Here is a 22,891-nt window from a genome sequence, read left to right as displayed (position 1 = left end):
CCGGTTCAACAACGGGACGAGACTGGGATCCCCTATTGAATCCACGTACAACAGGCTCCGGTCGTTCCAAGGAGCCGCGTGCACAAGGGAGATGGCGGTCATGGCGCAGACCACGCAGCCGACGGGAAGCGCCGGGCCGCTGCCCGGGGGCCTGCCGAAGGGGTTCCGCAGTGCGGAGGCCGGATGGCCACGGCTCGACCGGATACCGCACCCGCCGCGCCGCATACCGCTGATCGGCGACGTGCTCGGCGCGAACGCCCGCACGCCCGTGCAGGACTCGATGGACATCGGGCGCCGCCTCGGTCCCGTCTTCCGCCGCAAGGCCTTCGGCAAGGAGATCGTCTTCGTCTGGGGCGCGCGGCTCGCGGCCGAGCTGGCCGACGAGGCGCGGTTCGCCAAGCATGTCGGGCTCGGGGTGGCCAACCTGCGGCCCGTGGCGGGAGACGGCCTGTTCACGGCGTACAACCACGAACCCAACTGGCAGCTCGCCCACGACATACTGGCGCCCGGTTTCAGCCGGGAGGCGATGGCGGGCTACCACCCGCTGATGCTGGACGTGGCCGGGCAGCTCACCGCGCGCTGGGACGCCGCGGCGGCCGCGGGCCGGGCCGTGGACGTGCCGGGCGACATGACGAAACTGACCCTGGAGACGATCTCCCGCACCGGGTTCGGACACGACTTCGGCTCCTTCGAGCGGGCCCGGCCGCACCCCTTCGTGACCGCCATGGTCGGCACGCTCTCGCACGCGCAGCGGCGCAACGTCCTGCCGCCCGCGCTCGCGCCGGTGCTGCTGCGCCGCGCCGAGCGGCGCAACGCCGCCGACATGGCGTATCTGAACAGCACGGTCGACGGCGTGGTCGCCGCCCGGCGCGCCGCCGACGCCTCGGGCGCCCGCGGCGACCTCCTCGACCGGATGCTGGAGGTCGCCCACCCCGGCACCGGTGAACGCCTCTCTCCGGAGAACATCCGCCGACAGGTCATCACCTTCCTGGTGGCCGGGCACGAGACGACGTCGGGCGCCCTGTCGTTCGCCCTGCACTATCTCGCCGCCCACCCCGACGTGCTCGCCCGCGCGCGGGACGAGGTCGACCGGGTGTGGGGGGCCACGGAGACACCCGCGTACGAACAGGTGGCCAAGCTCCGCTACGTACGCCGTGCCCTCGACGAGGCGCTGCGCCTGTGGCCGACCGCGCCGGCGTTCGCCCGGGAGGCCCTGGCGGACACCGTGCTCGGCGGGACGCACCCGATGCGGCGGGGCGCGTGGGCGCTGGTGCTCACGATGCTGCTCCACCGGGATCCGGAGGCGTGGGGTCCGCGGCCGGAGGAGTTCGACCCGGACCGGTTCGCGCCCGCCGCGGTGCGGTCGCGGCCCGCGCACGTCTTCAAGCCGTTCGGCACCGGCGCGCGGGCCTGCATCGGCCGTCAGTTCGCGCTGCACGAGGCGACGCTGGTCCTCGGGCTGCTGCTGCGCCGCTACGACCTGGTGCCGGACCCGGGCTACCGGCTGCGGGTCGTGGAGCGGCTGACGCTGATGCCGCAGGGGCTGCGGCTGCGCCTGGTCCGCCGGGCCGGGTGAGGGGGCCGGATACGTACACCGGTCCGGGTGACCCGGCACCGCCGACCGCGTGACACGAGGCCGGGCGGCGGCTCGCGTGGCGGTTGCAGGGCAATTGTCAGACCCGTGCGCAAGAGTGGGGGTTGCACCTTCGACCATGGGAACCGCGCGCTAAGGAGCCAATCGACATGACCGGCACGACGTATCCCGAACTGGCCGCGGCGCAGGCATGCTTGCGGCTGCTGCACACCGCACGCGCCGCCCTGTCCGCACCGGCGACGGCGGGGACCGCCGCACTGCTCGCCGTCCCGATCGCGGACGCCGACGAGGCGCTGCGCCGCGCGGGCCTCGCGGGCAACGAGGCCTGGCTCCTGGACAGGATCTACGACCTCGCGCCGCACGCCCCGACACCCGGCCCCGCGGAGACGGACGGCGGCCCCGCCGACGAACCGTCACCGGACGGCTCCCGACCTACCGGGCCGGACGCGGCGTCGGCCCCGGTGACCGCTCCGGCCCAGCGCCGCGAGGGGAGCCTGCGATGAGCGGCGGCGAGCGGAAGCCCGCGGGCGGGACGGCGTCCGGCGGGGAGCAGCAGGCGTCCGGCAACGCCTCGTACGGCAAGAAGCCGTTCAAGCGCTCGCGGAGCCACTTCGCCGACCGCGTGACGGCGGACGGCGGGGACGGCTGGCCCGTGGAAGCGGGGCGGTACCGCCTGGTGGTGAGCAGGGCCTGCCCATGGGCGAGCCGCGCCCTGGTCTCGCGCAGGCTGCTCGGCCTGGAGGACGCGCTCTCGCTGGCGGTCACCGACCCGATCCAGGACGACCGGAGCTGGCGCTTCACCCTCGACCCGGACGGCCGCGACCCCGTCCTCGGCATCCGCTATCTGAGCGAGGCCTACGACGCACGCGAGACGGGCTACCCGGGCGGCGTCAGCGTCCCGGCGCTCGTGGACGTCCCGAGCGGCAAGCTCGTCACGAACGACTACCAACAGCTCACCCTGGACCTCGCCACGGAGTGGACGGCCCTGCACCGCCCCGGCGCCCCCGACCTGTACCCCGAGCCTTTGCGGGCGGAGATCGACGAGGTGATGGAGGGCATCTACCACGACGTCAACAACGGCGTGTACCGCGCGGGCTTCGCCTCCACCCAGAGCGACTACGAGTCGGCGTACAAGGACGTGTTCCGGCGTCTGGAGGAGACCTCCGCGCGGCTCGCCGACCGCCGCTATCTGGTGGGCGACAGCATCACGGAGGCCGACATCCGGCTGTTCACGACGCTCGTGCGCTTCGACGCGGTGTACCACGGCCACTTCAAGTGCAACCGCAGGAAGCTGACCGAGGACCCCGTCCTGTGGGCCTACGCCCGCGATCTCTACCAGACCCCGGGCTTCGGCGACACGGTCGACTTCGACCACATCAAGCGGCATTACTACCAAGTGCACACGGGCATCAACCCCACCGCCGTCGTCCCCCTCGGCCCCGACCTGTCCGGCTGGCTGACACCGCACCACCGGGAGGAACTCGGCGGCAGCCCGTTCGGCGCGGGGACGGCTCCCGGGCCGGTGCCGGAGGCAGAGGAGGTCGCGGCGGCGGGCCGTCCGTGACCGCGCGGCGCCCGGCGAGGGGCACCGGGCGCGGCCTCATCGCGCGGCCGGCTCCAGGTAGTCGTGATCGAGGAGCCACTTCACGTTCAGGCGCTGCCCCTCGCCCGGGTCGAGGAAGGCGGGGTCGAGCTTGATCTGCTCGCCGCCGCCGGGCTGCTCGAACCAGGGGGCGACGCCGCCCTCCCAGACGACGAACGGCTTGGTGACCTTGTAGACGCGGTAGTCGCAGGCGTACGCCGCCTCACGGGTGTTGAGGTTCTGCGGCGGGAGCGAACGCTCGGCGTAGGAGTCTCCGGCAGGTGCGAGGTACGCGCCGTACTCGGAGCCGAAGCGGTCGAGTACCTCGCCCCGCCGCAGTGTCTCCGGGTGCTTGTCGACCCGGCCGTTGACCGTCCCGAAGCCGTCGTTCGGCGGGTACTTCCAGCTGCCGGTGTCCGCCGGGCCCTCCCAGTACTTCTTCAGGAACGCCGCGGGCGACAGCTTGCCCGTGCGCTTCCAGTTCTTCAGGAGCGGGCCGACAGGACGCTGCCACTTCCCGGGCAGCCACTTGGGGCCGAGCCGGGCGTCGTCGGCGTAGGTGCCGGTGCAGGGGGCGGGCTTCGCGGCCCTGTTCGCGGGCGGCGCCGCGGGTGCCGCGCTCGCCGCGGGTGCCGTTGCGACGGTTGTCACGACGGCGGCGGCGACGCCCATGGCTGCCAGCGTCGTACGTATGCGGAACACACGGCTTCGGTCCACCCGGCGACTCCTTGACGTCTGCGCGCGCGTGTGTGCGCGATCATCGAAAGCAACGCGCAAACGCTAGCGGGACGTTGGCCACCAGATGTCGGCCCCGCCTGCGGGAGGCCCGTCTTCGCCGTCGATTCGACCGGAACGCGTCGCGCGCCCACCTCCTCCGTACGGCGGAAGCTCGCGTTGCAGAGGATGCAACTCATGTTGCGGGTCTTGTCTGTTGGGAATTCTGGGGTCACTGTGGCTGCGTACTGCAGTCACATCCGTCACTCACGTCTCATGAGGTGCAGTCATGAACAGAAGGCGGTTCATCGGTACGTCCCTCGCCGTGAGCGCGGCAGCCGTGACCACGGCGGCCGTGACCGGCGCTGCTCCGGCAGGCGCTGCTCCGGCAAACGCGGCCTCGGCCGGCGCGGCCCCGGCCGGTGTCGGCTCGCGCGGCCAGAGACGCCTGTTCCTGGGCACGTACACCTCGCAGGCGGGCGGCGGAACGGGCATCGGGCTCGCCACGTACGACGAGGCGACGGGCACGGTGACCGGCGCGGGCACCATCGGTGGCGTGGCGGACCCCTCGTTCCTCGCGGTGCACCCCTCGGGGCGGACGCTGTACGCCGTCAACGAGCGGCAGCAGGGCGGGGTGACGGCGGTGGACCTGCCGCCCGGTGGGACCCCGCGGGTCCTCGGCACCCGCGCCAGCGGCGGGGCCGGGCCCTGCCATCTGTCCGTGCACCCCAGTGGGCGCTGGCTGCTGAGCGCCCACTACACCTCCGGCAGCGTGGCCGTGCACCCCATCGGGGCGTCGGGGGCCCTGGGCGAGCGCACCGACCTCGTCACGCACTCCACGCCACCGCCCGGACCCGGCCAGCAGGGGCCGCACGCCCACCAGATCATCACCGCGCCGGACGGCCGCCACGTCCTAGCCGTCGACCTCGGCACTGACACGGTCTACACGTACCGGCTCGACACGGCCGCCGGAAAGCTGAGCCGCGTCTCGTACGCGACGGTGCGGCCGGGGGCCGGGCCGCGTGCCCTCACCTTCCATCCCTCGGGGCGGTTCGCGTACCTCGCCGACGAGGTGGACAACACCGTGGTCGTCTGCGCCTACGACCCGGCGAGCGGACGGGTCACACCGGGCGAGCCGCAGCCCACGGGCACCCGCCCCGGGATCACGAGCTATCCCGCGCAACTCGTCGTGACCGGCGACGGCGCCTACGCCTACCTCGCCAACCGCGGTGACAACACCCTGACCCGGTACGCGGTCGAGCAGGGCGGCGCGCGTCTGCGGCTGCTCGACACGGTGCCGGTGGACGGCGACTTCCCGCGCCACCTCGCCCTGTCCCCGTCGGGTCGGCTGCTGTTCGCCGCGAACCAGCGCTCGGGCTCGGTGAGCGTGTTCCGCGTGGACGCGAGCAGCGGCGCGCTCAGCCCGGCGGGCAGGCCGTTCAAGGCACCGGTGGCGGTGTGCGCGCTGCCGCTGTGAGCAGCCCGGTCACGGCGTGAGCCCCGGCCCCCCTCCTCACGGGGTGGCCGGGGCTCACGCCGTGACCGATGACGGGCACGTCTGCCGCTACGGCGCCACGAAGCTCACGTCGTCGGCGCTCGGCACGATCTCGACCTCGTCGCCGAGGGCCCATTCGGCGACGCGCGACACCGTCGCCGCGGGGACGGCGTCGCTGATGCCGGGGGCCGCCGGGATGTCGTGCGTGCCGTGGGCGTCGTGCGGCAGGACCACGCGGAATTCGAGGTCGCGGGCCGTGCGGGCGGTGGCGCTGACGCACATCTCCGACATGACGCCGCAGACGGCGAGCGCGGTCACGCCCCTGCTCCGCAGCAGCTCCTCCAGGTCGGTCTCCTCGAAGCCGTCGTCCACGGTCTTGCGCAGCAGTATCTCGCCGCGCTCGGTGTCGACGGGCACATGCACTTCCCAGCCGGGCGTGCCCACCTCGTCCGAGGCGCCCTCGGGACCGTCGTTCTGCAACTGCACGACGAGGGCGTCGGCCGCGCGGGCCTTGGCGATGAGCTGTTCGGTGCGGGCGAGGACCGTGGCGGCGTGGGGCACGGTGTCGGCACCGGTGACGAAGGCAGACTGCATGTCCACCACGATCAGTGCGTGCACCGGGTCGACGGTGCGGGCGGGCGAACCGGTGTTTGAAGCCGGGGAGTCCAGGGACCCGGCGGGCGTGGCCGCGACGGGCCCGGGACGGCTGTCGGTGTTCATGGGCGCCATCATGCCCGCGCCCGCGTCGGCGGCGCCTCTCAATTCGATCGGAGTGCTGGTGGTGAGCGGAGTACCGGTGGGCGAGGGAATGCGGGTGGTCGGAGTACCGGTGGGCGACGGAACGCGGATGGTCGGAGTACCGGTGGGGCACGGAACGTTCGTGCCCGGAATGCCGGTGAGGCACGGAACACGGGTGAGCGGAGTGCTGGTGCGGTGAACACGGGAGTCGTGGTGCTGCTTGCCGTGGCCGCGGTGTTCGTGGTCGCGACGCTGGTGGTGACCGTCGTGCTGTTGGTCCGTCTCGTCCGCACCCGCCGCGCACTGCGGCGGGCCGGTCTGCCGACGGGGCGCGCATGGGTGTTCTGGGGAGCGATCGGCTATCTCGTGCTGCCTGCGGATCTGCTGCCCGATCCCGTCCTGCTCGACGACATAGGGGTGCTCGTCCTGGCGCTGCGCTCGCTCCGGTCCGCCGCGCCGACCGGTGAGGCAGGCGGGGCCGTGCTCAGGACTCCGGAGGGGCGGACGGGCGCAGGACCGGGCGGCGCAGCAGACGCGCCTTGGTGAGCAGGGCGTGCATCCGTTCGGTGACCTGACCGAGGTCGTCGACGGGTTCGTGGAACTGCAGGCGTACGTCGGCCTGGCTGCTGATGCGTTCCAGACGCAACGTCAGGCCGTGCCGGTCGATGGCGAGCGGTTTGACGGCGACGACACCGGTGAGGCTGTCCGCGGAGATCAGCCGCGTGAGCTGCTCCACGGCCTCCGGGTGGGCGTCGGCGAGATGCGTGAGCAGCCGGGACTCGGCCTGCGCGAGCGGGTCGGGGTCGGTGAGCGCGAACTCCTCCAGGTCGATGCCCGTACGGCCGCCGGCGTCGTGCAGCACCGCGCAGGCCGGCTCGAACACGAGGTGGTCGCGCGTCGCCGTGAGTGTGCCGGAGAGCCAGAGCCGGGAGCGGACCCGGTCCCTGATCGGTACCGGCGCCACGTCCGCGAACTCCAGGAGCGTGGACGGCTCGCCGCGCGGCGCGCAGATCAGTGCGGCGGCGAGCGCGCTGTCCTCGGGCGGGTGCAGGAGCACCGTGCCCCGCTCGCTCACGGTGTGGGCACCGACGAGATCGTCCCTGCCGATCTCCGTGGTCACCGCACAGGACCAGGCGGTGGCGAGCACGGAGCGGGCGCGCGCCGCCGCGGTGGGCATGGTCGTGCTGACGTGTCGGACACCCATCCTCAACCTCCATTAGGTAAGCCTTGCCTAACTTATCGGAGATCGTGTCGCGCTGCCAGCACGCGTGAGGTGTGGTGTGCACGACGAAGGCCGCCCCCGAGCGAGACTCGAGGGCGGCCCAAGCACCGTTGCAGCAAAGGGGGAGGCGGCTCGCAGCAAAGGCGGCCGCCGCAGGGGCGGACCCCAGTGGGAGCTGACCGCCGCACTAGCGGACGCGGTCCGGCGGTCAGCACGGGCGGACGCCGTCCGGCGGTCTAGTGGCCGCGGGCGATCCACTCCTCCAGCTGCGGCGCCTCCGTGCCGATCGTCGTGCTGTCACCGTGACCGGTGCGCACCACCGTCTCCGGCGGCAGCGTCAGGAGCCGCTCGCGGATGGACTCCACGATGGTCGGGAAGTCGCTGAAGGAGCGGCCGGTGGCACCGGGTCCCCCCGCGAAGAGCGTGTCCCCGGTGAAGACGGTGCCGAGCGACGGCGCGTACAGGCTGACCGCGCCGCGGCAGTGGCCGGGGGTGTGCAGCACCCGCAGCACCGTCCCGGCCACCCTCAGCTCCTGCCCGTCGGCCAGTTCACCGTCGGGCGCGCGGTCCGGGTGGGTGAGCTTCCACAGTTCCAGGTCGTCGGGGTGCAGCAGGACCGGGGCGCCGGTGCGGGCGGCGAGGGCCGGCGCGGCGTCGACGTGGTCGTCGTGGGCGTGCGTGCACACGATGGCGACGAGGCGGCGGTCGCCGAGGGCCGCCGCGATGGCGTCGGCGTCGTGCGCCGCGTCGATGACGACGGCCTCCTGGTCGTCACCGACGATCCAGACGTTGTTGTCGACGTCCCAGGTCCCACCGTCGAGCGAGAACGTACCGGAGGTGACGAGATGGTCGACGCGCGCGGCGCCGCCCTCGGCGGGAGAGGTCGCGGCGGCCATCAGAACACCACCACCGAACGCAGCACGTCGCCCTGGTGCATCCGCTCGAAGGCCTTCTCGACCTCGTCGAGCGCGATCGTCTCGGTCACGAACGCGTCGAGGTCGAGCCGCCCCTGGCGGTAGAGGTCGATGAGCATCGGGAAGTCACGCGAGGGCAGGCAGTCCCCGTACCAGCTGGACTTCAGCGCGCCGCCGCGGCCGAAGACGTCGAGCAGCGGCAGGTCGATGCGCATGTCCGGGGTCGGCACGCCGACGAGGACGACCGTGCCCGCCAGGTCGCGGGCGTAGAAGGCCTGCTCGTACGTCTCCGGGCGGCCCACCGCCTCGATGACGACGTCGGCGCCGAAGCCGCCGGTCAGCCCGCGGATCGCCTCGACGGGATCGGCGGAGCGGGAGTTGACGGTGTGGGTGGCGCCGAGGCCGCGTGCGGTCTCCAGCTTGCGGTCGTCGACGTCGACGGCGATGACCTTCGCCGCGCCGGCGAGCCGGGCGCCGACGACGGAGGCGTTGCCGACGCCGCCGCAGCCGATGACGGCGACGGAGTCGCCGCGGCCCACGCCGCCGGTGTTGATGGCGGCGCCGATCCCCGCCATCACCCCGCAGCCGAGCAGACCGGCCGCCGCCGCGGAGGCCGCCGGGTCCACCTTCGTGCACTGCCCGGCCGCGACGAGCGTCTTCTCGGCGAACGCCCCGATGCCGAGCGCGGGGGCCAGCTCGGTGCCGTCGGCCAGGGTCATCTTCTGCTTCGCGTTGTGGGTGTCGAAGCAGTACTGCGGGCGCCCGCGCAGACAGGCACGGCACTGCCCGCACACCGCGCGCCAGTTGAGGATGACGAAGTCGCCGGGCGCGACCTCGGTGACACCGTCCCCCACCGACTCCACCACGCCCGCCGCCTCGTGCCCGAGCAGGAACGGGAAGTCGTCGTTGATGCCGCCCTCGCGGTAGTGCAGGTCGGTGTGACAGACACCGCACGCCTGGACCTTCACCACGGCTTCGCCCGGCCCCGGGTCGGGCACGGTGATCGTCTCGATCCGTACCGGCTCGCCCTTCGCGCGTGCGACCACGCCCCGCACTTGCTGCGCCATGACTCTCGCCCTTCTCTCGCCTGCGTAGTTCCGTCGGCGCGGGTCTCCCCCGCGGGGGTGGAACGCGCCGGTAGGAGGAGCCTACGGGTCCCCGCGTCTAGGGTGTGGACGTGCGCGTATTCGCTGCTCAGACGCTGCTGCCCGTGAACGCCGCGCTCGGTGTCGCGCTGGTGGTGCTGCTGCTCGTCGCGGCGACCGCGGCGGCGGTGTTCCGGCTCTCGCCCGACGCGTCGCGGAGCCGCTCCCGGGAGGTCGTCGTGGCCGGGGTACGGGCCTGCGCCCAGCTGGGCGCGGTGTCCTTGCTCATCGGCTGGGTGGTGCACCACCGGGCGGCGCTGTTCGCCTTCCTGCTCCTGATGTTCGCCGTCGCCACACGCACCGCCGGGCGCCGCGTCACCCCGAACGCCACCTGGTGGTGGGCCGCCGTGCCCCTCGCGGTCCCGGTGGTGCCGGTGGTCGCGGCCCTGACCCTCACCGGTCTGGTTCCCGTCGACGGCATCGCGCTGATCCCGGTGACGGGCATCCTCATCGGCGGGGCGCTCACCGCGACGGTCCTGGGCGGCCGTCGCTCCCTGGACGAATTGGCGACCCGTCTGGGCGAGTTCGAGGCGGGCCTCGCGATCGGCCTGCCGGAGCGCGACGCCCGCCTGGAGGTGATCCGCCCCGCCGCCTCCGACGCGCTCCTCCCCGGCCTCGACCAGACCCGCACGGTCGGCCTCGTCACCCTGCCCGGCGCGTTCGTCGGCATGCTGCTCGGCGGGGCGTCGCCCGTGCAGGCGGGCGCCGTCCAGCTCTTCGTCCTGTTCGCCCTGATGGCGGTGCAGGCGGTGGCCGTCGCGGTGACCGTGGAACTCGTCGCGCACGGCAAGCTCCATCGCACGCCGGGGCCGTAAGCTCCCCAGCATGTCTGTTTACGAAGCGATCGACATCGCCCGCCTCCAGGGCGGCCCCGCCGACCTCTCCCAGTACCAGGGCAAAGCCGTCCTGATCGTCAACGTGGCCTCCAAGTGCGGACTCACCCCGCAGTACGCGGCTCTGGAGCGCCTGCACGAGACGTACGCCGACCGCGGCTTCACCGTCCTCGGAGTCCCCTGCAACCAGTTCATGGGCCAGGAGCCCGGCACCTCCGCGGAGATCGCCGAATTCTGCTCCGCCACGTACGGGGTCACCTTCCCCATGACGGAGAAGGTCGAGGTCAACGGCGACGGCCGGCACGCCCTGTACGAGCGGCTCGTACCGAAGGCCGACGCGGAGGGTCACACCGGGGACGTCCGCTGGAACTTCGAGAAGTTCCTGATCTCCACCGACGGCGAGGTGGTCGCCCGCTTCTCCCCGCAGACCGAGCCCGACGCCCCCGAGGTCGTCTCAGCCGTCGAGGCGAACCTTCCCGCCTGACGGCGCCACCTCGTCGCGGCCCGTCGCGCGGCGACCGCGCGACGGGCCGTGCTCAGGGCCGGCGGTTGTGCGTGCCCGGCGTGTACCCGAACGACCGGCGGAAGACATCGATGAACGCGCTCGTCGACGACCAGCCGCAGCGGTGGGCGACGGTCGTGACGGGAGTGTCGTCCGCGAGCATCCGCAGGGCGTGGTAGAGGCGGGACTGGGTGCGCCACTGTGGGAACGTCATGCCCAGTTCGGCGCGGAAGAGGCGGCTGAGCGTGCGTTCACCGGCTCCGGTCGCGGCCCCGAGGGCGGCGAGCGTGCGCGGGTCGGCGGGGTGGTCGTGGACCAGGGCGCAGACGGCCACCAGACGGGGGTCGGTGGGCGTGGGCAACTGCATCGGCTGCTGCGGCGATGCCCGCAGCTGGTCGAGCAGGACGGCGCGCAGCCGCCCGCGTTCGGGGCCGGTGGCGGCGGGCATGCGCGTGTACTCGACGATCAGCTCCCGCAGGAGCGGACTCACGGTCAGGACCGTGGGGGCGTCCAGGTGCAACGGGTTCTCGTCGGCGGGCAGGCCCACGAAGTGCGCGTTCAGACGGCCGTGCGCGCGGTGGGCGTGAACGGTGCCCGCGGGCACCCAGATGGCGCGGTTCCCCGGCGCGAACCACGTACCCGCCTCCGTGGTGACGGCGACGACCCCCGAACCCGGCAGCACGATCTGGTGGTCGTCGTGCCGGTGTGCGTCGATGCGCTCCCCGGCGGCCAGGTGCCGGACGTGGGTCGGCGCCTTGGGGGTGTGGCGGACGGCCTCCGGCACGGTCGGTGTCACCTCGTCCCCGGCCACGCGTACGCGTATGCGTACGCATGCTCGTACCTGTACTTCTACGCGTACTCCTACGCGTGCTCGCACTCGTCAGCGTACGCCTCGCCTGGCGGGTAATCGCTACAGACTGGCACTTTATCGGAAGCCCGACAGCCGCCGCGCTCGCGACGATCGTCCGGTGTCCACAAACAAACCCCTCACCCTGCTGTCCCTCAGCCACGCCTGCGTGGACGTGTACCAGGGCTCGGTCGCCGCGCTCGTACCGTTCTTCGTGTCCGAGCGCGCCTACTCCTATGCCGCCGCGTCCGGCATCGTCCTCGCCGCCTCGCTCCTCTCGTCCGTGGTGCAGCCCCTGTTCGGGGCGCTCACCGACAAGTGGGCGATGCCGTGGCTGCTGCCGGTGAGCTCGCTGGTGGGCGGCGCGGGCGTGGCGCTCAGCGGCGTCGGCGGCTCCTACGCCCTCACCCTCGCGGTCGTCGCCGTCTCCGGGATCGGCGTCGCGGCGTACCACCCCGAGGCCGCCCGCATGGCGCGCGTCGCCAGCCGGGGCAGCCACACCGCGATGGGCTGGTTCTCGCTCGGCGGCAACATCGGCTTCGCAACAGCGCCGCTGCTGGTCGCCACCGTGATCGCGACCGGGGGGCTCGGCGCGTCCCCGCTGCTCGTCGTGCCCGCCGTCGCGGGCGCCGCCCTGTGCGCGGTGGCGCTGCGCGCGCTGCGGGCACCGGGCACGGCCACCGCGGCCGCGCGCGGCGGCGACGCCGGCGGCCACGACGACTGGCCCTCCTTCCTGCGGCTCTCCGGTGCCGTGGTGTGCCGGTCGATCGTCTTCGTCGGCCTGAGCGCCTTCATCGCGCTGTACGTACGGGAGCGCACCTCCGGCGGTGAGTTCGCCGGTACGGCCGCCCTGTTCGTGCTCTATCTCGGCGGGGCCGTGGGCACGGTCGTCGGGGGCCGCCTCGCCACCCGGCACAGCCGCGTCACGGTGGTGAAGTGGTCGTACGCCCTGAGCGTGCTCGCCGTCGCCGGGGTCGTCCTCGTGCCCGGACCCCTCCTGTACCTGTTCGTCGCGCTCACCTCCGCGGGGCTGTACGTGCCCTTCTCCCTGCATGTGACGCTGGGGCAGGACTATCTGCCGCGGCGCGTCGGCACCGCGGGCGGTGTGACGCTCGGTCTGACCGTCAGCGTCGGCGGCGTGGCGAGCCCCGCCATCGGCGCGCTCGCCGACGCGACGTCCCTCCAGACGGCCCTCGCGCCCCTGATCGTGCTGCCCGCCGCCGGCTGGCTGCTGCTGCGGTCCCTGCACGAGCCCGCGATGCCGGAAGCAGCCCCCGCACCGGCCCCTTGTTATGATCCGCCGACGCGTGTGCGCTCCGCGCCCGCCGACGACTGCCGCTCCAGTGAGGGAGGTTGATGAATATGGCCTGCCGGGCCCCTCATCAGCATGCCCTCGTCCGGGCCGCGCGGAGCTGACCCGCGGCCCGGTCGTCCCGAACGACCAGGAGTACCGCATGTCTTCCGCATTTCCCTCTGAACAGTCCGAACAGTCCGCACTGCCCTCCCCGCAGTCCGCACTGCCCTCCTTGCAGTCCGCACCGCCCTCCCCGCAGTCCGCACCGCCCTCCCCCGGCTACCGGGTGACGGGCACCGGCCTGACCACGGCACGGCTCGTGCTGCGGCCGTGGACGCCCGCCGAACTCGCCGCCGTCCTCGACGGCTCCCGCCCGGCCGGGTGGGCGCCGGACTTCCCCGCCGAGGGCGACCGCGTCGTCGCCGGTTTCCTCACCGAGCACCCCGAGGGCCTCACCGGCTACGGCCACCGCCTGGTGACCGAGCGCGACGGCGGCCTGGTGGTCGGCTCGATCGGCCTGTTCTGGCCGCCGACGGACGGCGCGATCGAGATCGGGTACGGCATCGTCGCCTCGCGCCGCGGCCGGGGCTACGCCTCCGAAGCCACCCGTGCGCTGGTCGCGTACGCCCTGACCGCACCCGGCGTGGACACCGTGCACGCGACGGCGGAGTCGGCCAACCCGGCGTCCGTCCGCGTCCTGGAGAAGGCCGGACTGCGGCGCGTCGGCGCGGACGGGGACACGGTCACGTTCCGTGCCGTGGCCGGGGACCTCGCCCGGGTCCGGGACCAGGAGCGGCAGCGGTAGCCGCCCTCCCACGGACACGGTCGCCCTCGGGTATGCGTACCGAGCGCGCGAACCGCCCGGCCGGAGCAGCCGCCGAGCCCGGTACAGCCACCCGGGCCAAGCAGAACTGCGCAGTTGGGAGCCCGCTTCTACGGTGGCTGAATGGTCATCAGGTACCTTTCGCGTCCGCTCGGGCGTGCCACCGCCCTGCGCGCCACCGCCCTGCGCGCCGCGGCCCTCGCCACCGGCGCCTCGGTCTGCCTCGCGGCACCGGCCGCCGGTCTGTCGGGGCCGGCCGCCGGTGCCGAACCCGCACCCCCGAAGCCGCTGTCTGCGTACTCCTCGTACTCCTCTTCCTCCCCGTATTCCTCGTACTCCTCGTCCTCCCGGTACCCCTCGTCCTCCCCGTACTCCTCGTACTCCTCGTCCCTGCTCGACCGGCCCGGTACCCAAGTGCGCCCGGCAGCCGGTGCCCCGCCCGCCCCTCGTGACCTGACCGCCCGCTCCTGGCTGGTGTCCGACGCCCGCACGGGCGAGGTGCTCGCCGCCCACAACGCGCACCGCAGGCTGCCGCCCGCGTCCACCCTCAAGTCCCTGTTCGCCCTGGCGGCACTGGACCGGCTGCACCCGGAGACCCCGCACACGGTGACCCACGGCGAGCTCCGCAAGGTCGGCGGCGGCAGCAGCCTGGTGGGCGTCGACGCGGGCCGCAGCTACCGGGTGGCGGACCTGTGGCGCGGGGTGTTCCTCAGCTCCGGCAACGACGCCGTGCACGTCCTCGCCGAGATGAACGGCGGCTGGCGGCACACCGTGCGGCAGATGCGGGCCAAGGCCCGCGAACTCGGCGCCCGGGACACCCATGTGGTCTCGCCCGACGGGTACGACGCCCCGGGCCAGGTCTCGTCCGCGTTCGACCTGGCGGTCTTCGGCCGGGCCGGACTCGCCGATCCCCAGTTCGCCCGCTACTGCTCGACGGCCAGGGCACGCTTCCCCCAGGGCAACTGGTCGTACCCCATCCAGAACACGAACCGGCTCCTGACGGGCGCGGACGGCGTGGAGCGCTACCCCGGCCTGATCGGCGTCAAGAACGGCTACACCAGCGGCGCCGGGCACACGCTCATCGCCGCGGCCCACCGCGGCACCCGCACCGTGCTCGTGACGGTGATGAACCCGAGCAGGGGCGGCTTCGCCGTGTACGAGGAGGCCAGGTCGCTGCTCGACTGGGGCTTCGCCGCGGTCGGCCGCGTCCAGCCGGTGGGGTCGCTGCTGCCCGCCAAGCCGCGCAAGGCCCCGGACCGGGACCAGCGGACCGCTGCGGCGGCGATCGTGTCCTCCGCCGCGTCCGACGACGGCTCGGACTGGCCCGCCCTGGTGCTCGTCGGCGTGGGCTCGGCCGCCGTGCTCGCCGGGTGCCTGGTGATCGTGCGTCGGCGGCGGGCGGCTACGGTGGCCCGACGCAGGGCCTCGGGAGGGGAGTTCTTTCGGTGAGCGAGTCGTTGGGGGTGGCCGTGCTCGGTGCGGGCCACATGGGCGCCGACCACGTACGGCGCCTCGCGCGCTCCGTCGTCGGGGCGCACGTCGTGACCGTCGCGGATCCCGACCGGGCGCGGGGCGGCGCCGCCGTGGCCGGACTCGGCGATGTGCGCGTGCACGCCGATCCGCTCGCCGCGCTCGCGGAGCCCGGCGTCGGCGCGGTGCTCGTGGCCTCGCCCGACCACGCGCACGAGGAGGCGCTGCTCGCGGCGCTCGACCGCGGGCTGCCCGTGCTGTGCGAGAAGCCGCTCGCGCACGACGCGGCAGCCGCGCTGCGCGTGGTGCGGGCCGAGGCCCGGGGCGGGCGGCGGCTGATCCAGGTGGGGTTCATGCGCCGCTACGACACCGAGTACCGGCGGCTGAAGGCGCTGCTCGACGCGGGCGGCATCGGCAGGCCACTGCTGCTGCACTGCCGCCACCGCAATGTGGCCTCGCCCCCGCACTTCACGTCCGCGACGCTGATCAGCAGTTCGGTGTCGCACGAGATCGACGCCGCCCGCTGGCTCCTCGGCCAGGAGGTGACCGCCGTGACCGTGGTCAGGCCGCGCGCGTCGGCGAGCGCGCCCGCCGGTCTGCAGGACCCGCAGCTGGTTCTCTTCGAGACGGACGCCGGTGCCGTCGTGGACGTGGAGGTCTTCGTCAACTGCGGCTTCGGCTACGAGGTCACCTGCGAGGCGGTCGGCGAGAGCGGCAGCGCCCGCATCGGCGAAGAGCCCGCGATGGTGGTGCGGTCGGCGGGCCGCGCCCAGCGGGAGATCCCGCGGGACTACGTGGTGCGGTTCGCCGACGCGTACGACCGCGAGGTGCGCGCGTGGGTGGCGGACGCGCGCGAGGGGCGGGTCGGGGGACCGAGCGCGTGGGACGGGTACGCGGCGGCGGCCGTCGCCGAGGCGGGGGTGCGGGCCCTGGCCAACGGCGGCCGGGTCGAGGTCCACCTCGCGGAGCGGCCCGGCCTGTACCGCTGAGCGATCGGCTCACGCGCTTTCCCGCGGGGCGTCAGTGCCTGCCGGGGCGCCAGTAGCCCAGCGCGTGGATCCGGTGCCGCGGCACAGCGAGGTCCTTGCGGACGTACGCGTTCAGGGCGCGGGTCGTCGTGGTGTCGCAGGTGATCCACACGTACGGGTCGGGCTCGGCGTCGACGGCTTCGGCGAGTCCGTCCCTGGCCTCCCGGGCCACTCCCCGGGTGCGCTCCACCCAGTGCACCTCGTGCAGGGCGGGGTCGGTCCGCAGGTCCAGGTCCCGGTCGTCGGCGTGCTGGGTCTCGAACCAGATCGTGGCCGGGGTCCCCGGCAGCGAGGCCAGCAGGGAGTTCACGGCCGGGAGCGAGGCGGCGTCACCGACCACCAGGAGCCGTGACGGGGCGGGCTCCGGCACGTCGAAGCCGGTGCCCTGCACGGTGGCGTCGATGGTGTCGCCCGGCGCGGCCTTGCGCGCCCACTCGCTCGCGCAGCCGTCGTGCAGGGCGAACTCCAGAGTGAACGTGCCCGCCGCCGGGTCGGGATCCACGAGGGTGTAGGCGCGCTGATGGGGTTTGCCCGCGTCGTCGAACCACAGCCGCACCCACATCGTGGGGTGCACCCCGGTCTGCGCCAGCATCCCGCCGTCGGTGACGTGGATGCGGCGGTAGTGCCCGGTCACGTCGTCCGCGCCGGTCACCGTGAACGTGAAGTCCTTGCCGCGCAGCAGCTTGAGGACGACGCCTTCCCAGCCGTGGCCCACTGTGGCCCCCCTCCCTCGGAACACCCGACCACACTTGATCGAGTTAGGTTAGCCTAACCTACTCTCGAAGGGGGTCCTGCCCGATCGCCGAACGCCCGTCACACGCCTTTCAGGACACGGTCGAGAGCCGCCCGGCCCACAGGTCCCCAGTGCGGCTTGCCTCCGGGAAGACCTCGGTCCCCGTTCTGCCCCATGAGCATCAGGAAGAGGCTCTTCATGGCGGCCAGCCCGCGGGCGCGCCGGATCGCCGCCTCGTCCGCACGCGCATAGGTGTCGAAGAACCGCGCGGCCGCCCCCGCGGGCAGCAGCACCCATGCGGCGGCCAGGTCCCACGCCGGATCACCGGCGCAGATGTCGCCGAAGTCGACGACGCCCGAGAGCGTGCCGTCCGTCACGACGACGTTCGCGGGGTGGAGGTCGCCGTGCGTCCACACCGGCGGGCCCTCCCACGCGGGGGCCGCGACGGCGTCCTCCCAGACGGCCCGGACGCCGGTGGCGACATCGGTAGCGTCGGCGTCGGCGACACCGGCGGCGTCGAGGGCGACGGACTGGAAGAAGTACTCGAACCCTTTCGCGCAGTCCCTCGGGTGGGCGCCGCGGTCCGTGGAGACGGGAGCCTCGGCAGGCGCCTCCACGTGGAGTGCCCGCAGGAAGCCCGCCAGCGCGTCGGCCGCGTGGGCGCCGCGGGTGATCGTGGCATGGTCCAGCGGCTCACCGGGAACCCACGTCATCACGGTCCAGTGCTTGGGGAAGCGCGCGGACGGCTCGCCGGACCTCACCGGGGTCGGCACCGGCAGCGGCAGGCGCGGGGCCAGCACGGGGAGCCACCGCCGCTCCTTGAGCTGGAGTTCCGGAGTGGGGTCCATGCGCTGCATGCGCACGGCCAGCTCGTCCCCGAGGCGCCACATCTGGTTGCCCCAGCCACCCGCCACCTCGCGGACGGCAAGCCCCGCGAGGTCCGGATGCTGCTCCCGCAGCAGGTCGCGGACCAGGTCGGCGGTGATCTCGATCTCGACGCGGGTATCAGCGTCCGCGCCGGCCCCGGTGCCCGTCGCAGCGCCGGTGTCGATGTCGGTCCCGGTCCCGGTGTCGATGTCGGTCCCGGTGCCGGTGTCGGTGTCGGTGCCGCCGTCGATGTCGATGTCGGTGTCGGTGTCGGTCATGCGAGGTCACACTACTGAGGCCGTACGCACCCCCGTCTCCGCCGCCCGCCGCCAGGCGCCCGGAGCGACGAGGTCGGCCCTGCACTTCGGCGCGCCGGTGGCCAGGAACCGGCAGGCCATACTGGGTGCCGCCCCGGGCATCGCGCGCCGCGGGCCAGGCGAAGGGAACATGGCAGTGAAGGGAACACGGCAGTGATCAACCGGGTGCGACAGCTACGCAAGGAACGCCTCATGACCCTGGAGACGCTGGCCGACCGCGCAGGTGTCACCAAGAGCTATCTGTCCAAGATCGAGCGCGGCCAGAGCGTCCCGTCGATCGCCATCAGCGCCTCGCTCGCGAAAGCTCTCGACGTACCCCTCGACAACCTCTTCGCCGACGCCGAGGAGCTCACGGACGTCACGGTCACCCGGGCCGGCGAACGCCGGCCGCTCACCTCCGAGGACGAGGCGGGGACCCGCTACGAGGGCATGGCCCTGGAGGCCGGCACCAAGAGCATGACCCCCTTCATGCTCCACCCTCCGCTCGACGCCGGACCCGTACCCTTCCGCGACCACCCGGGCGAGGAGTTCCTCTTCGTCCACCACGGGCGTGCCGAACTCATCCTCCCCTCCCGCACCATCACCCTCGGACCGGGCGACTGCGCCTACTTCAAGGCCACCCAGCCGCACAAGCTCCGCTCCCTCGGCACCGAACGCGCCGCGGTCCTCCTCCTCGTCTCGGACGCCCACGCCCACGTCCACGCGGACGCAGCGGCCGCGCCGGGTCTGCGGCTTCCCTGAGCATCGTCGACGCCGTACCACCGCAGCCGCACCCGTCCCCAGCCCCGCCCCGCCCGCCCCCATTGCGGCATGACACAAGGTGTCCTATCGTAAATCCTGTTTCCTCCCGGTGTCGCCTTCCGGCGGCACGAATCGGACGCGGGGTGCGTCGGCAGACGGCCCCGGGGACTGGAGCAGGACGATGGCACAGACCCTCCGAGACACGAAGGGCACACTCGTCGACCGCGCGCAGCGGCTGATGGACGACCACTTCGGCGACTCGAAGCTGACCACGCGACAGAAGCTGGCCCTGACCTGCCGCATCGCCTTCGACGGCGGACACGACTCCGGACTCGCGGGCCAGATAAGCGCCCGCGGACAGCAGACCGGCACCTACTACACCCAGCGCCTCGGCCTCGGCTTCGACGAGATCACCGAGGACAACCTCCTTCTGGTCGACGAGGACCTGCACGTACTGGAGGGGGACGGCATGCCCAACCCCGCCAACCGGTTCCACTCCTGGATCTACCGCAGCCGCGCGGACGTGAACTGCATCGTCCACACACACTCCCTGCACACCGCCGCACTGGCCATGCTGGAAGTCCCCCTCGTGATCTCCCACATGGACACCACACCGCTGTACGAGGACTGCGCCTTCCTCAAGGAGTGGCCCGGCGTGCCCGTCGGCAACGAGGAGGGGGAGATCATCTCCGCGGCCCTCGGTGACAAGCGCGCCATCCTCCTGGCCCACCACGGCCAGCTGGTCACCGGAGCGACCGTCGAGGAGGCCTGCAACCTGGCGGTGCTCATCGAACGCGCCGCGCGCCTGCAACTGCTCGCCATGGCCGCCGGGACCATCGAGCCCCTCGACCCGGTACTGGCCCGCGAGGCCCACGACTGGACCGGCACCGACCGCCGCAGCAAGGCCAACTTCGCCTACTACGCCCGCAAGGCGCTGCGCAACCATCCCGACTGCGTCTCGGGGCAGGTGGAACTCTGATGGCGAACCCGCCGCTGAAGGGCATCATCTCCTACCCCGTCACCCCCTTCGACTCCGCCACGGGCGACGTCGACCTGGACGCGCTGCGCCGGCTCACCGACGACCTGGTGGACGCGGGCAGCCACGGCATCGCCCCGCTGGGCAGCACGGGAGAGAGCGCCTATCTGCGCGAGACGGAGTGGGACGCCGTCTGCGAGACCACGCTCCAGACGGTCGCGGGCCGCGTCCCCACCCTGGTCGGCGTCTCGCACTGGAGCACGGAGGGCACGGTGCGCCGGGCCCGCGTGGCCGCCCGCAACGGCGCCACGGCGATCATGGTGCTGCCACAGGTGTACTGGAAGCTGACCGACGCCGAACTCGCCCGGCACTACGGCACGGTGGCCGCGGCGACCGACCTGCCCATGATGCTCTACAACAACCCGGGCACCAGCGGCGTGGACCTGCAACCGGAGAAGGTGGTCGCGCTCGCCCGCACGATCCCCAACCTGACCATGGTCAAGGAGAGTTCCGGGATCGTGCCCCGGTTCCGGTCCCTCCAGGACCTGTCCGACGGAGCGCTGTCGGTCTACAACGGCAGCAACCCCGTCGCGCTCGAAGCCTTCCACTCCGGCGCCGCCGGGTGGTGCACCGCGGCGCCCTGCCTGGTCCCGCAGTGGACCCTGGCGCTCCACGCCGCGGCGACCGGCGGCGAGGACGGACGGGCCGACGCCCTCCTGGCGGAGCTGCTGCCCTTCCTCCGGTTCATCGTCGGCCATGGACTCCCCCGAGCCGTCAAGGCGGGACTCGAACTGCAGAAACGCGGTGCCGGCGCGCCGCGGCCACCTCTGCTGCCGCTCCCCGACGAGCCGACGAGGGAACTCAGGACGATCCTCGACCGGCTGGCCTCGCATCCGCTCCTGACCTGATCGGGTCCTGGCCCGGTCGATGGACCATAGGGCCGGGACGGCACCGCGGTCCCGTCCCGGCCGTTCACACTCCGCCGAGGAGCTGGTGCAGACTCCGGTCGAGGTCGCTGTCCGCCTCCGCCTCCTCGTCGCCCGCGTCCACCACCGCGTACGACCGCATCAGGAACCGGCGCAGGGCGGCACGGTCGAACTGGACGAGGGCGAGTCCGTGGACCGCGTGGAACTCCAGGACCGTGCGCGCCCTGCCGCACGGCCATATGTGCACGTCCCCGGTGCCCGCGGGAGCGCTGAGGCCGGCCTCCAGGAGGCCGCGGCCGAAGACCCAGGTGACCTCGGCGCCGTCCAGGGACACCTCGGGCGGGAAGGAGATCTGCACGGCGAGCGGGTCGGCCTCGGTGTAGCGCAGCGTCACGGGGATGGGCCGTTCACGCCCCTCGGGGGTGATCAGACGGGCACGGGCGGACTGTTCGAGCGTGACGGCCATGGTCGTTCTCCACTTCTCCTGCTTCCTTGCCCTTTCGACCCCGTTGCGGGTGCCCGTATTACGGAAGTGCACAGAGATATCTATGTGACCTGCACCACTCCCCTCCGATAAGTCGGACATTCCTGACCGCAGGGGGTAGGAGTACGAGGCGTGCCCCCTCTTTCCGCGCCCGCGCCCCCGCCGTCCGGCCGCCCCTCCCCGCCGTCGCCCTCCGGGGCGCCTCCCGCACCGGGCCGCGTGCCCGCGCGGGCGGCCGTCGCCGCGCTGGCGTCGGACTTCGCCGAGCTCCCGTACCCGCCGCGGACGGAGCGGCAGGACGGGCCGCTCGCGTGGGCGGGGTACGACGACGCGCGGGCCCTCGCGCGGGGGCGTACCGGCGAGACGGAGTCCGTGATCGCCGGGACCGCGACGGTCGCGGGCGAGACGGCCGTCCTGCTGTCCTTCGACTTCCGGTACCTGGGCGGCTCGCTCGGCGAACGCACCGGAGACCGGCTTGAGGCGGCCTACACGGCCGCTCGCGAACGGGGCCTCCCGCTCGTCTCCCTCATCGCGACCGGCGGCAGCCGCATGCAGGAAGGCATGCGCGCCCTGCATCAGCTCCAGCGCGTGGCCGCCCAGTCGGTCCTGAACCGCGCGGCCGGGCTGCCGCAGATCGCGGTGGTCACCGACCCGACGACGGGCGGCGGCTGGGCCACGCTGGGCGCGGGCGCCGACGTGGTCCTCGCGCTGCCGGGCGCACAGGTGGGCTTCGCCGGGTCGCGCGTCAGACCGCCGGACGCGGACCCGGCCGCGTACACGGCGGAGGGCCAGCTCGCCGCGGGCGCGGTCGACGCCGTCGTCGCACCGGACCTGCTGCCCGCCCGCCTCGGGCGCTGGTTGCGGCTGCTCACCACGCCCGCGACCGGCGCGCCCGAGCCGCCGCGTGCCCTCGGCGCCGCGTCCCTGCCCGCCACCGGGTGGGACGCGGTGCACCGGGCCCGCGCCGCCGGACGTCCGCGTGCCGAGGCCTATCTGGACTCCTGGTTCGACGTCCGCGAGCCGCTGAGCGGCGACCGCTGCGGTGGCGCGGACGACACGGTGCTGTGCGGCTTCGGACTGCGCGCAGGCCGGTCGATCGCGTACGCGGCCCAGACGGGCACACCCACCCGGCCCGCGGGCTACCGCACGGCGGCCCGCCTGATCCGCCTCGCCGACCGCCTCTCGGTGCCCGTCCTCACCCTCGTCGACACCCCCGGCGCCGCCAACGACGCGGCGGCGGAGCGGGCGGGCGCGGGCGCGGCCATCGCCGACGTCTTCGCGGCGGTGGCCGCGGCGCGCGTCCCCGTCACGTCCCTGGTGATCGGCGAGGGCGGCTCTGGCGGCGCCCTCGCCCTCGCGGCGCCCGCCGCCACCTGGGCCACGCCGGACAGCTACTTCTCCGTCATCGGTCCCGAAGCCGCGGCCGCCATCCTGAAACTGCCGCACGCGGACGTCCCGGACCTGGCAGGACGGCTCCGGCTGCGGCCACAGGACCTGGTCGAGCTCGGTGTCGTACGCGGGGTCGTGGGCGGAGCGGCGGGCTGAGTCCCGGGCGTGGGCGTGCCGGGGCGGGCAGGCTCGGTACCCCGTCGCGCGCGGGGGCCGCTGCGCGTGCCGTGCGGGATCGGGTGCCGCGTTGCAGGATG

General features: G+C 73.3%; 24 protein-coding genes. 15 read left to right on the top strand and 9 right to left on the bottom strand.

The genetic code is table 11. The features are described 5' to 3' along the window. The first annotated feature begins 100 nt into the window (after positions 1-100). The 3 genes from GPA10_RS26470 to GPA10_RS26460 all read left to right on the top strand — a co-directional run bounded on the left by GPA10_RS26470 (position 101) and on the right by GPA10_RS26460 (position 3,158). Positions 101-1,576, top strand: coding sequence for a cytochrome P450 (locus tag GPA10_RS26470; protein WP_157167664.1), 1,476 nt, complete (start codon positions 101-103; stop codon positions 1,574-1,576). Positions 1,577-1,743: 167 nt separating this feature from the next. After that, positions 1,744-2,097, top strand: a complete 354-nt coding sequence (locus GPA10_RS44105) for a hypothetical protein (RefSeq protein ID WP_058847671.1) — start codon at positions 1,744-1,746, stop codon at positions 2,095-2,097. Continuing rightward, positions 2,094-3,158 (top strand): glutathione S-transferase family protein, encoded by a 1,065-nt coding sequence (locus GPA10_RS26460; protein ID WP_157167663.1) that lies wholly within the window; start codon positions 2,094-2,096, stop codon positions 3,156-3,158. The genes GPA10_RS44105 and GPA10_RS26460 overlap by 4 nt, the downstream gene beginning before the upstream one ends. A gap of 36 nt (positions 3,159-3,194) precedes the next feature. Here GPA10_RS26460 and GPA10_RS26455 read toward each other — a convergent pair whose 3' ends face one another. Then, the gene (locus tag GPA10_RS26455; protein ID WP_058847708.1) at positions 3,195-3,878 is read right to left on the bottom strand and encodes a TNT domain-containing protein; all 684 of its coding nucleotides are present in this window, start codon (positions 3,876-3,878) and stop codon (positions 3,195-3,197) included. A gap of 301 nt (positions 3,879-4,179) precedes the next feature. Here GPA10_RS26455 and GPA10_RS26450 point away from each other — a divergent pair, with 301 nt between their 5' ends. Next, positions 4,180-5,367, top strand: coding sequence for a lactonase family protein (locus GPA10_RS26450; protein WP_157167662.1), 1,188 nt, complete (start codon positions 4,180-4,182; stop codon positions 5,365-5,367). Positions 5,368-5,454: 87 nt separating this feature from the next. Here GPA10_RS26450 and GPA10_RS26445 read toward each other — a convergent pair whose 3' ends face one another. Continuing rightward, complete coding sequence (locus tag GPA10_RS26445) at positions 5,455-6,105, bottom strand: cysteine hydrolase family protein (protein WP_157167661.1); 651 nt, start codon at positions 6,103-6,105, stop codon at positions 5,455-5,457. Between the two features lie 213 nt (positions 6,106-6,318). Between GPA10_RS26445 and GPA10_RS26440 the strand changes: the two genes are divergently transcribed. Further along, the gene (locus tag GPA10_RS26440; RefSeq protein ID WP_425505818.1) at positions 6,319-6,669 is read left to right on the top strand and encodes a YkvA family protein; all 351 of its coding nucleotides are present in this window, start codon (positions 6,319-6,321) and stop codon (positions 6,667-6,669) included. On the opposite strand, the gene GPA10_RS26435 is transcribed toward GPA10_RS26440, so the two are convergent. From GPA10_RS26435 to GPA10_RS26425, 3 genes are all read right to left on the bottom strand, one after another. Continuing rightward, positions 6,608-7,327, bottom strand: coding sequence for a DUF2470 domain-containing protein (locus GPA10_RS26435; RefSeq protein ID WP_157167660.1), 720 nt, complete (start codon positions 7,325-7,327; stop codon positions 6,608-6,610). The two genes, GPA10_RS26440 and GPA10_RS26435, sit on opposite strands and share 62 nt — an antisense overlap. 254 nt (positions 7,328-7,581) lie before the next feature. Then, positions 7,582-8,241: an MBL fold metallo-hydrolase gene (locus tag GPA10_RS26430; RefSeq protein WP_157167659.1), complete on the bottom strand. Its 660-nt coding sequence runs from the start codon at positions 8,239-8,241 to the stop codon at positions 7,582-7,584. Then, a complete protein-coding gene (locus GPA10_RS26425; RefSeq protein WP_058847665.1) occupies positions 8,241-9,326 on the bottom strand; it encodes an S-(hydroxymethyl)mycothiol dehydrogenase in 1,086 nt (361 codons plus the stop codon). Before GPA10_RS26425 ends, GPA10_RS26430 begins: the two co-directional genes overlap by 1 nt. Before the next feature lie 110 nt (positions 9,327-9,436). Between GPA10_RS26425 and GPA10_RS26420 the strand changes: the two genes are divergently transcribed. Both GPA10_RS26420 and GPA10_RS26415 read left to right on the top strand, forming a co-directional pair. Continuing rightward, on the top strand, positions 9,437-10,219 hold the full coding sequence (locus tag GPA10_RS26420; protein ID WP_343041346.1) for an ABC transporter permease: 783 nt from the start codon (positions 9,437-9,439) through the stop codon (positions 10,217-10,219). Positions 10,220-10,229: 10 nt separating this feature from the next. Next, a complete protein-coding gene (locus GPA10_RS26415; protein WP_058847664.1) occupies positions 10,230-10,721 on the top strand; it encodes a glutathione peroxidase in 492 nt (163 codons plus the stop codon). 52 nt (positions 10,722-10,773) lie between these two features. On the opposite strand, the gene GPA10_RS26410 is transcribed toward GPA10_RS26415, so the two are convergent. Next, complete coding sequence (locus GPA10_RS26410; protein WP_425505817.1) at positions 10,774-11,550, bottom strand: AraC family transcriptional regulator; 777 nt, start codon at positions 11,548-11,550, stop codon at positions 10,774-10,776. A 157-nt stretch (positions 11,551-11,707) separates the two neighbouring features. Here GPA10_RS26410 and GPA10_RS26405 point away from each other — a divergent pair, with 157 nt between their 5' ends. From GPA10_RS26405 to GPA10_RS26390, 4 genes are all read left to right on the top strand, one after another. Beyond that, entirely contained in the window at positions 11,708-12,943 is a 1,236-nt protein-coding gene (locus GPA10_RS26405) for an MFS transporter (protein WP_343041345.1), read from the top strand. Positions 12,944-13,166: 223 nt separating this feature from the next. Continuing rightward, positions 13,167-13,685 carry a GNAT family N-acetyltransferase gene (locus tag GPA10_RS26400; protein ID WP_058847704.1) on the top strand — a complete coding sequence of 173 codons (519 nt, stop codon included), beginning with the start codon at positions 13,167-13,169 and terminating at the stop codon, positions 13,683-13,685. Positions 13,686-13,826: 141 nt separating this feature from the next. After that, a complete protein-coding gene (locus tag GPA10_RS26395) occupies positions 13,827-15,152 on the top strand; it encodes a D-alanyl-D-alanine carboxypeptidase family protein (RefSeq protein WP_157167656.1) in 1,326 nt (441 codons plus the stop codon). Beyond that, positions 15,149-16,162 (top strand): Gfo/Idh/MocA family protein, encoded by a 1,014-nt coding sequence (locus GPA10_RS26390; protein WP_343041344.1) that lies wholly within the window; start codon positions 15,149-15,151, stop codon positions 16,160-16,162. The genes GPA10_RS26395 and GPA10_RS26390 overlap by 4 nt, the downstream gene beginning before the upstream one ends. Before the next feature lie 31 nt (positions 16,163-16,193). Here GPA10_RS26390 and GPA10_RS26385 read toward each other — a convergent pair whose 3' ends face one another. Beyond that, complete coding sequence (locus tag GPA10_RS26385) at positions 16,194-16,916, bottom strand: siderophore-interacting protein (protein WP_343041343.1); 723 nt, start codon at positions 16,914-16,916, stop codon at positions 16,194-16,196. A gap of 98 nt (positions 16,917-17,014) precedes the next feature. Beyond that, positions 17,015-18,079: an aminoglycoside phosphotransferase family protein gene (locus GPA10_RS26380; protein WP_246259772.1), complete on the bottom strand. Its 1,065-nt coding sequence runs from the start codon at positions 18,077-18,079 to the stop codon at positions 17,015-17,017. Positions 18,080-18,271: 192 nt separating this feature from the next. Here GPA10_RS26380 and GPA10_RS43790 point away from each other — a divergent pair, with 192 nt between their 5' ends. The 3 genes from GPA10_RS43790 to GPA10_RS26365 all read left to right on the top strand — a co-directional run bounded on the left by GPA10_RS43790 (position 18,272) and on the right by GPA10_RS26365 (position 20,743). Next, positions 18,272-18,859: a helix-turn-helix domain-containing protein gene (locus GPA10_RS43790; RefSeq protein ID WP_079086286.1), complete on the top strand. Its 588-nt coding sequence runs from the start codon at positions 18,272-18,274 to the stop codon at positions 18,857-18,859. A 181-nt stretch (positions 18,860-19,040) separates the two neighbouring features. Next, positions 19,041-19,838, top strand: a complete 798-nt coding sequence (locus GPA10_RS26370) for an aldolase (RefSeq protein WP_058847660.1) — start codon at positions 19,041-19,043, stop codon at positions 19,836-19,838. Continuing rightward, entirely contained in the window at positions 19,838-20,743 is a 906-nt protein-coding gene (locus tag GPA10_RS26365) for a dihydrodipicolinate synthase family protein (protein WP_157167655.1), read from the top strand. Before GPA10_RS26370 ends, GPA10_RS26365 begins: the two co-directional genes overlap by 1 nt. A gap of 64 nt (positions 20,744-20,807) precedes the next feature. On the opposite strand, the gene GPA10_RS26360 is transcribed toward GPA10_RS26365, so the two are convergent. Then, positions 20,808-21,227, bottom strand: a complete 420-nt coding sequence (locus tag GPA10_RS26360) for an SsgA family sporulation/cell division regulator (protein ID WP_058847658.1) — start codon at positions 21,225-21,227, stop codon at positions 20,808-20,810. A 237-nt stretch (positions 21,228-21,464) separates the two neighbouring features. Here GPA10_RS26360 and GPA10_RS26355 point away from each other — a divergent pair, with 237 nt between their 5' ends. Next, positions 21,465-22,790: a carboxyl transferase domain-containing protein gene (locus GPA10_RS26355; protein ID WP_343041352.1), complete on the top strand. Its 1,326-nt coding sequence runs from the start codon at positions 21,465-21,467 to the stop codon at positions 22,788-22,790. Positions 22,791-22,891 lie beyond the last annotated feature (101 nt).

It is taken from the genome of Streptomyces typhae (genome assembly GCF_009755605.1).
Lineage (GTDB): Bacteria > Actinomycetota > Actinomycetes > Streptomycetales > Streptomycetaceae > Streptomyces > Streptomyces typhae.
Note: the sequence above shows the minus strand (reverse complement) of the source record. Positions and strands in the feature narration are given on the sequence as shown.

What these genes read in the sequence shown, in the direction of transcription:
- GPA10_RS26450 (WP_157167662.1), top strand. Translation starts at nt 4,180, where the DNA reads ATGAACAGAAGGCGGTTCATCGGTACGTCCCTCGCCGTGAGCGCGGCA.
- GPA10_RS26395 (WP_157167656.1), top strand. Translation starts at nt 13,827, where the DNA reads ATGGTCATCAGGTACCTTTCGCGTCCGCTCGGGCGTGCCACCGCCCTG.
- GPA10_RS44105 (WP_058847671.1), top strand. Translation starts at nt 1,744, where the DNA reads ATGACCGGCACGACGTATCCCGAACTGGCCGCGGCGCAGGCATGCTTG.
- GPA10_RS26360 (WP_058847658.1), bottom strand. Translation starts at nt 21,227, where the DNA reads ATGGCCGTCACGCTCGAACAGTCCGCCCGTGCCCGTCTGATCACCCCC.
- GPA10_RS26425 (WP_058847665.1), bottom strand. Translation starts at nt 9,326, where the DNA reads ATGGCGCAGCAAGTGCGGGGCGTGGTCGCACGCGCGAAGGGCGAGCCG.
- GPA10_RS26380 (WP_246259772.1), bottom strand. Translation starts at nt 18,079, where the DNA reads ATGACCGACACCGACACCGACATCGACATCGACGGCGGCACCGACACC.
- GPA10_RS26430 (WP_157167659.1), bottom strand. Translation starts at nt 8,241, where the DNA reads ATGGCCGCCGCGACCTCTCCCGCCGAGGGCGGCGCCGCGCGCGTCGAC.
- GPA10_RS26365 (WP_157167655.1), top strand. Translation starts at nt 19,838, where the DNA reads ATGGCGAACCCGCCGCTGAAGGGCATCATCTCCTACCCCGTCACCCCC.
- GPA10_RS26370 (WP_058847660.1), top strand. Translation starts at nt 19,041, where the DNA reads ATGGCACAGACCCTCCGAGACACGAAGGGCACACTCGTCGACCGCGCG.
- GPA10_RS26460 (WP_157167663.1), top strand. Translation starts at nt 2,094, where the DNA reads ATGAGCGGCGGCGAGCGGAAGCCCGCGGGCGGGACGGCGTCCGGCGGG.
- GPA10_RS26445 (WP_157167661.1), bottom strand. Translation starts at nt 6,105, where the DNA reads ATGAACACCGACAGCCGTCCCGGGCCCGTCGCGGCCACGCCCGCCGGG.
- GPA10_RS26470 (WP_157167664.1), top strand. Translation starts at nt 101, where the DNA reads ATGGCGCAGACCACGCAGCCGACGGGAAGCGCCGGGCCGCTGCCCGGG.
- GPA10_RS26435 (WP_157167660.1), bottom strand. Translation starts at nt 7,327, where the DNA reads ATGGGTGTCCGACACGTCAGCACGACCATGCCCACCGCGGCGGCGCGC.
- GPA10_RS26415 (WP_058847664.1), top strand. Translation starts at nt 10,230, where the DNA reads ATGTCTGTTTACGAAGCGATCGACATCGCCCGCCTCCAGGGCGGCCCC.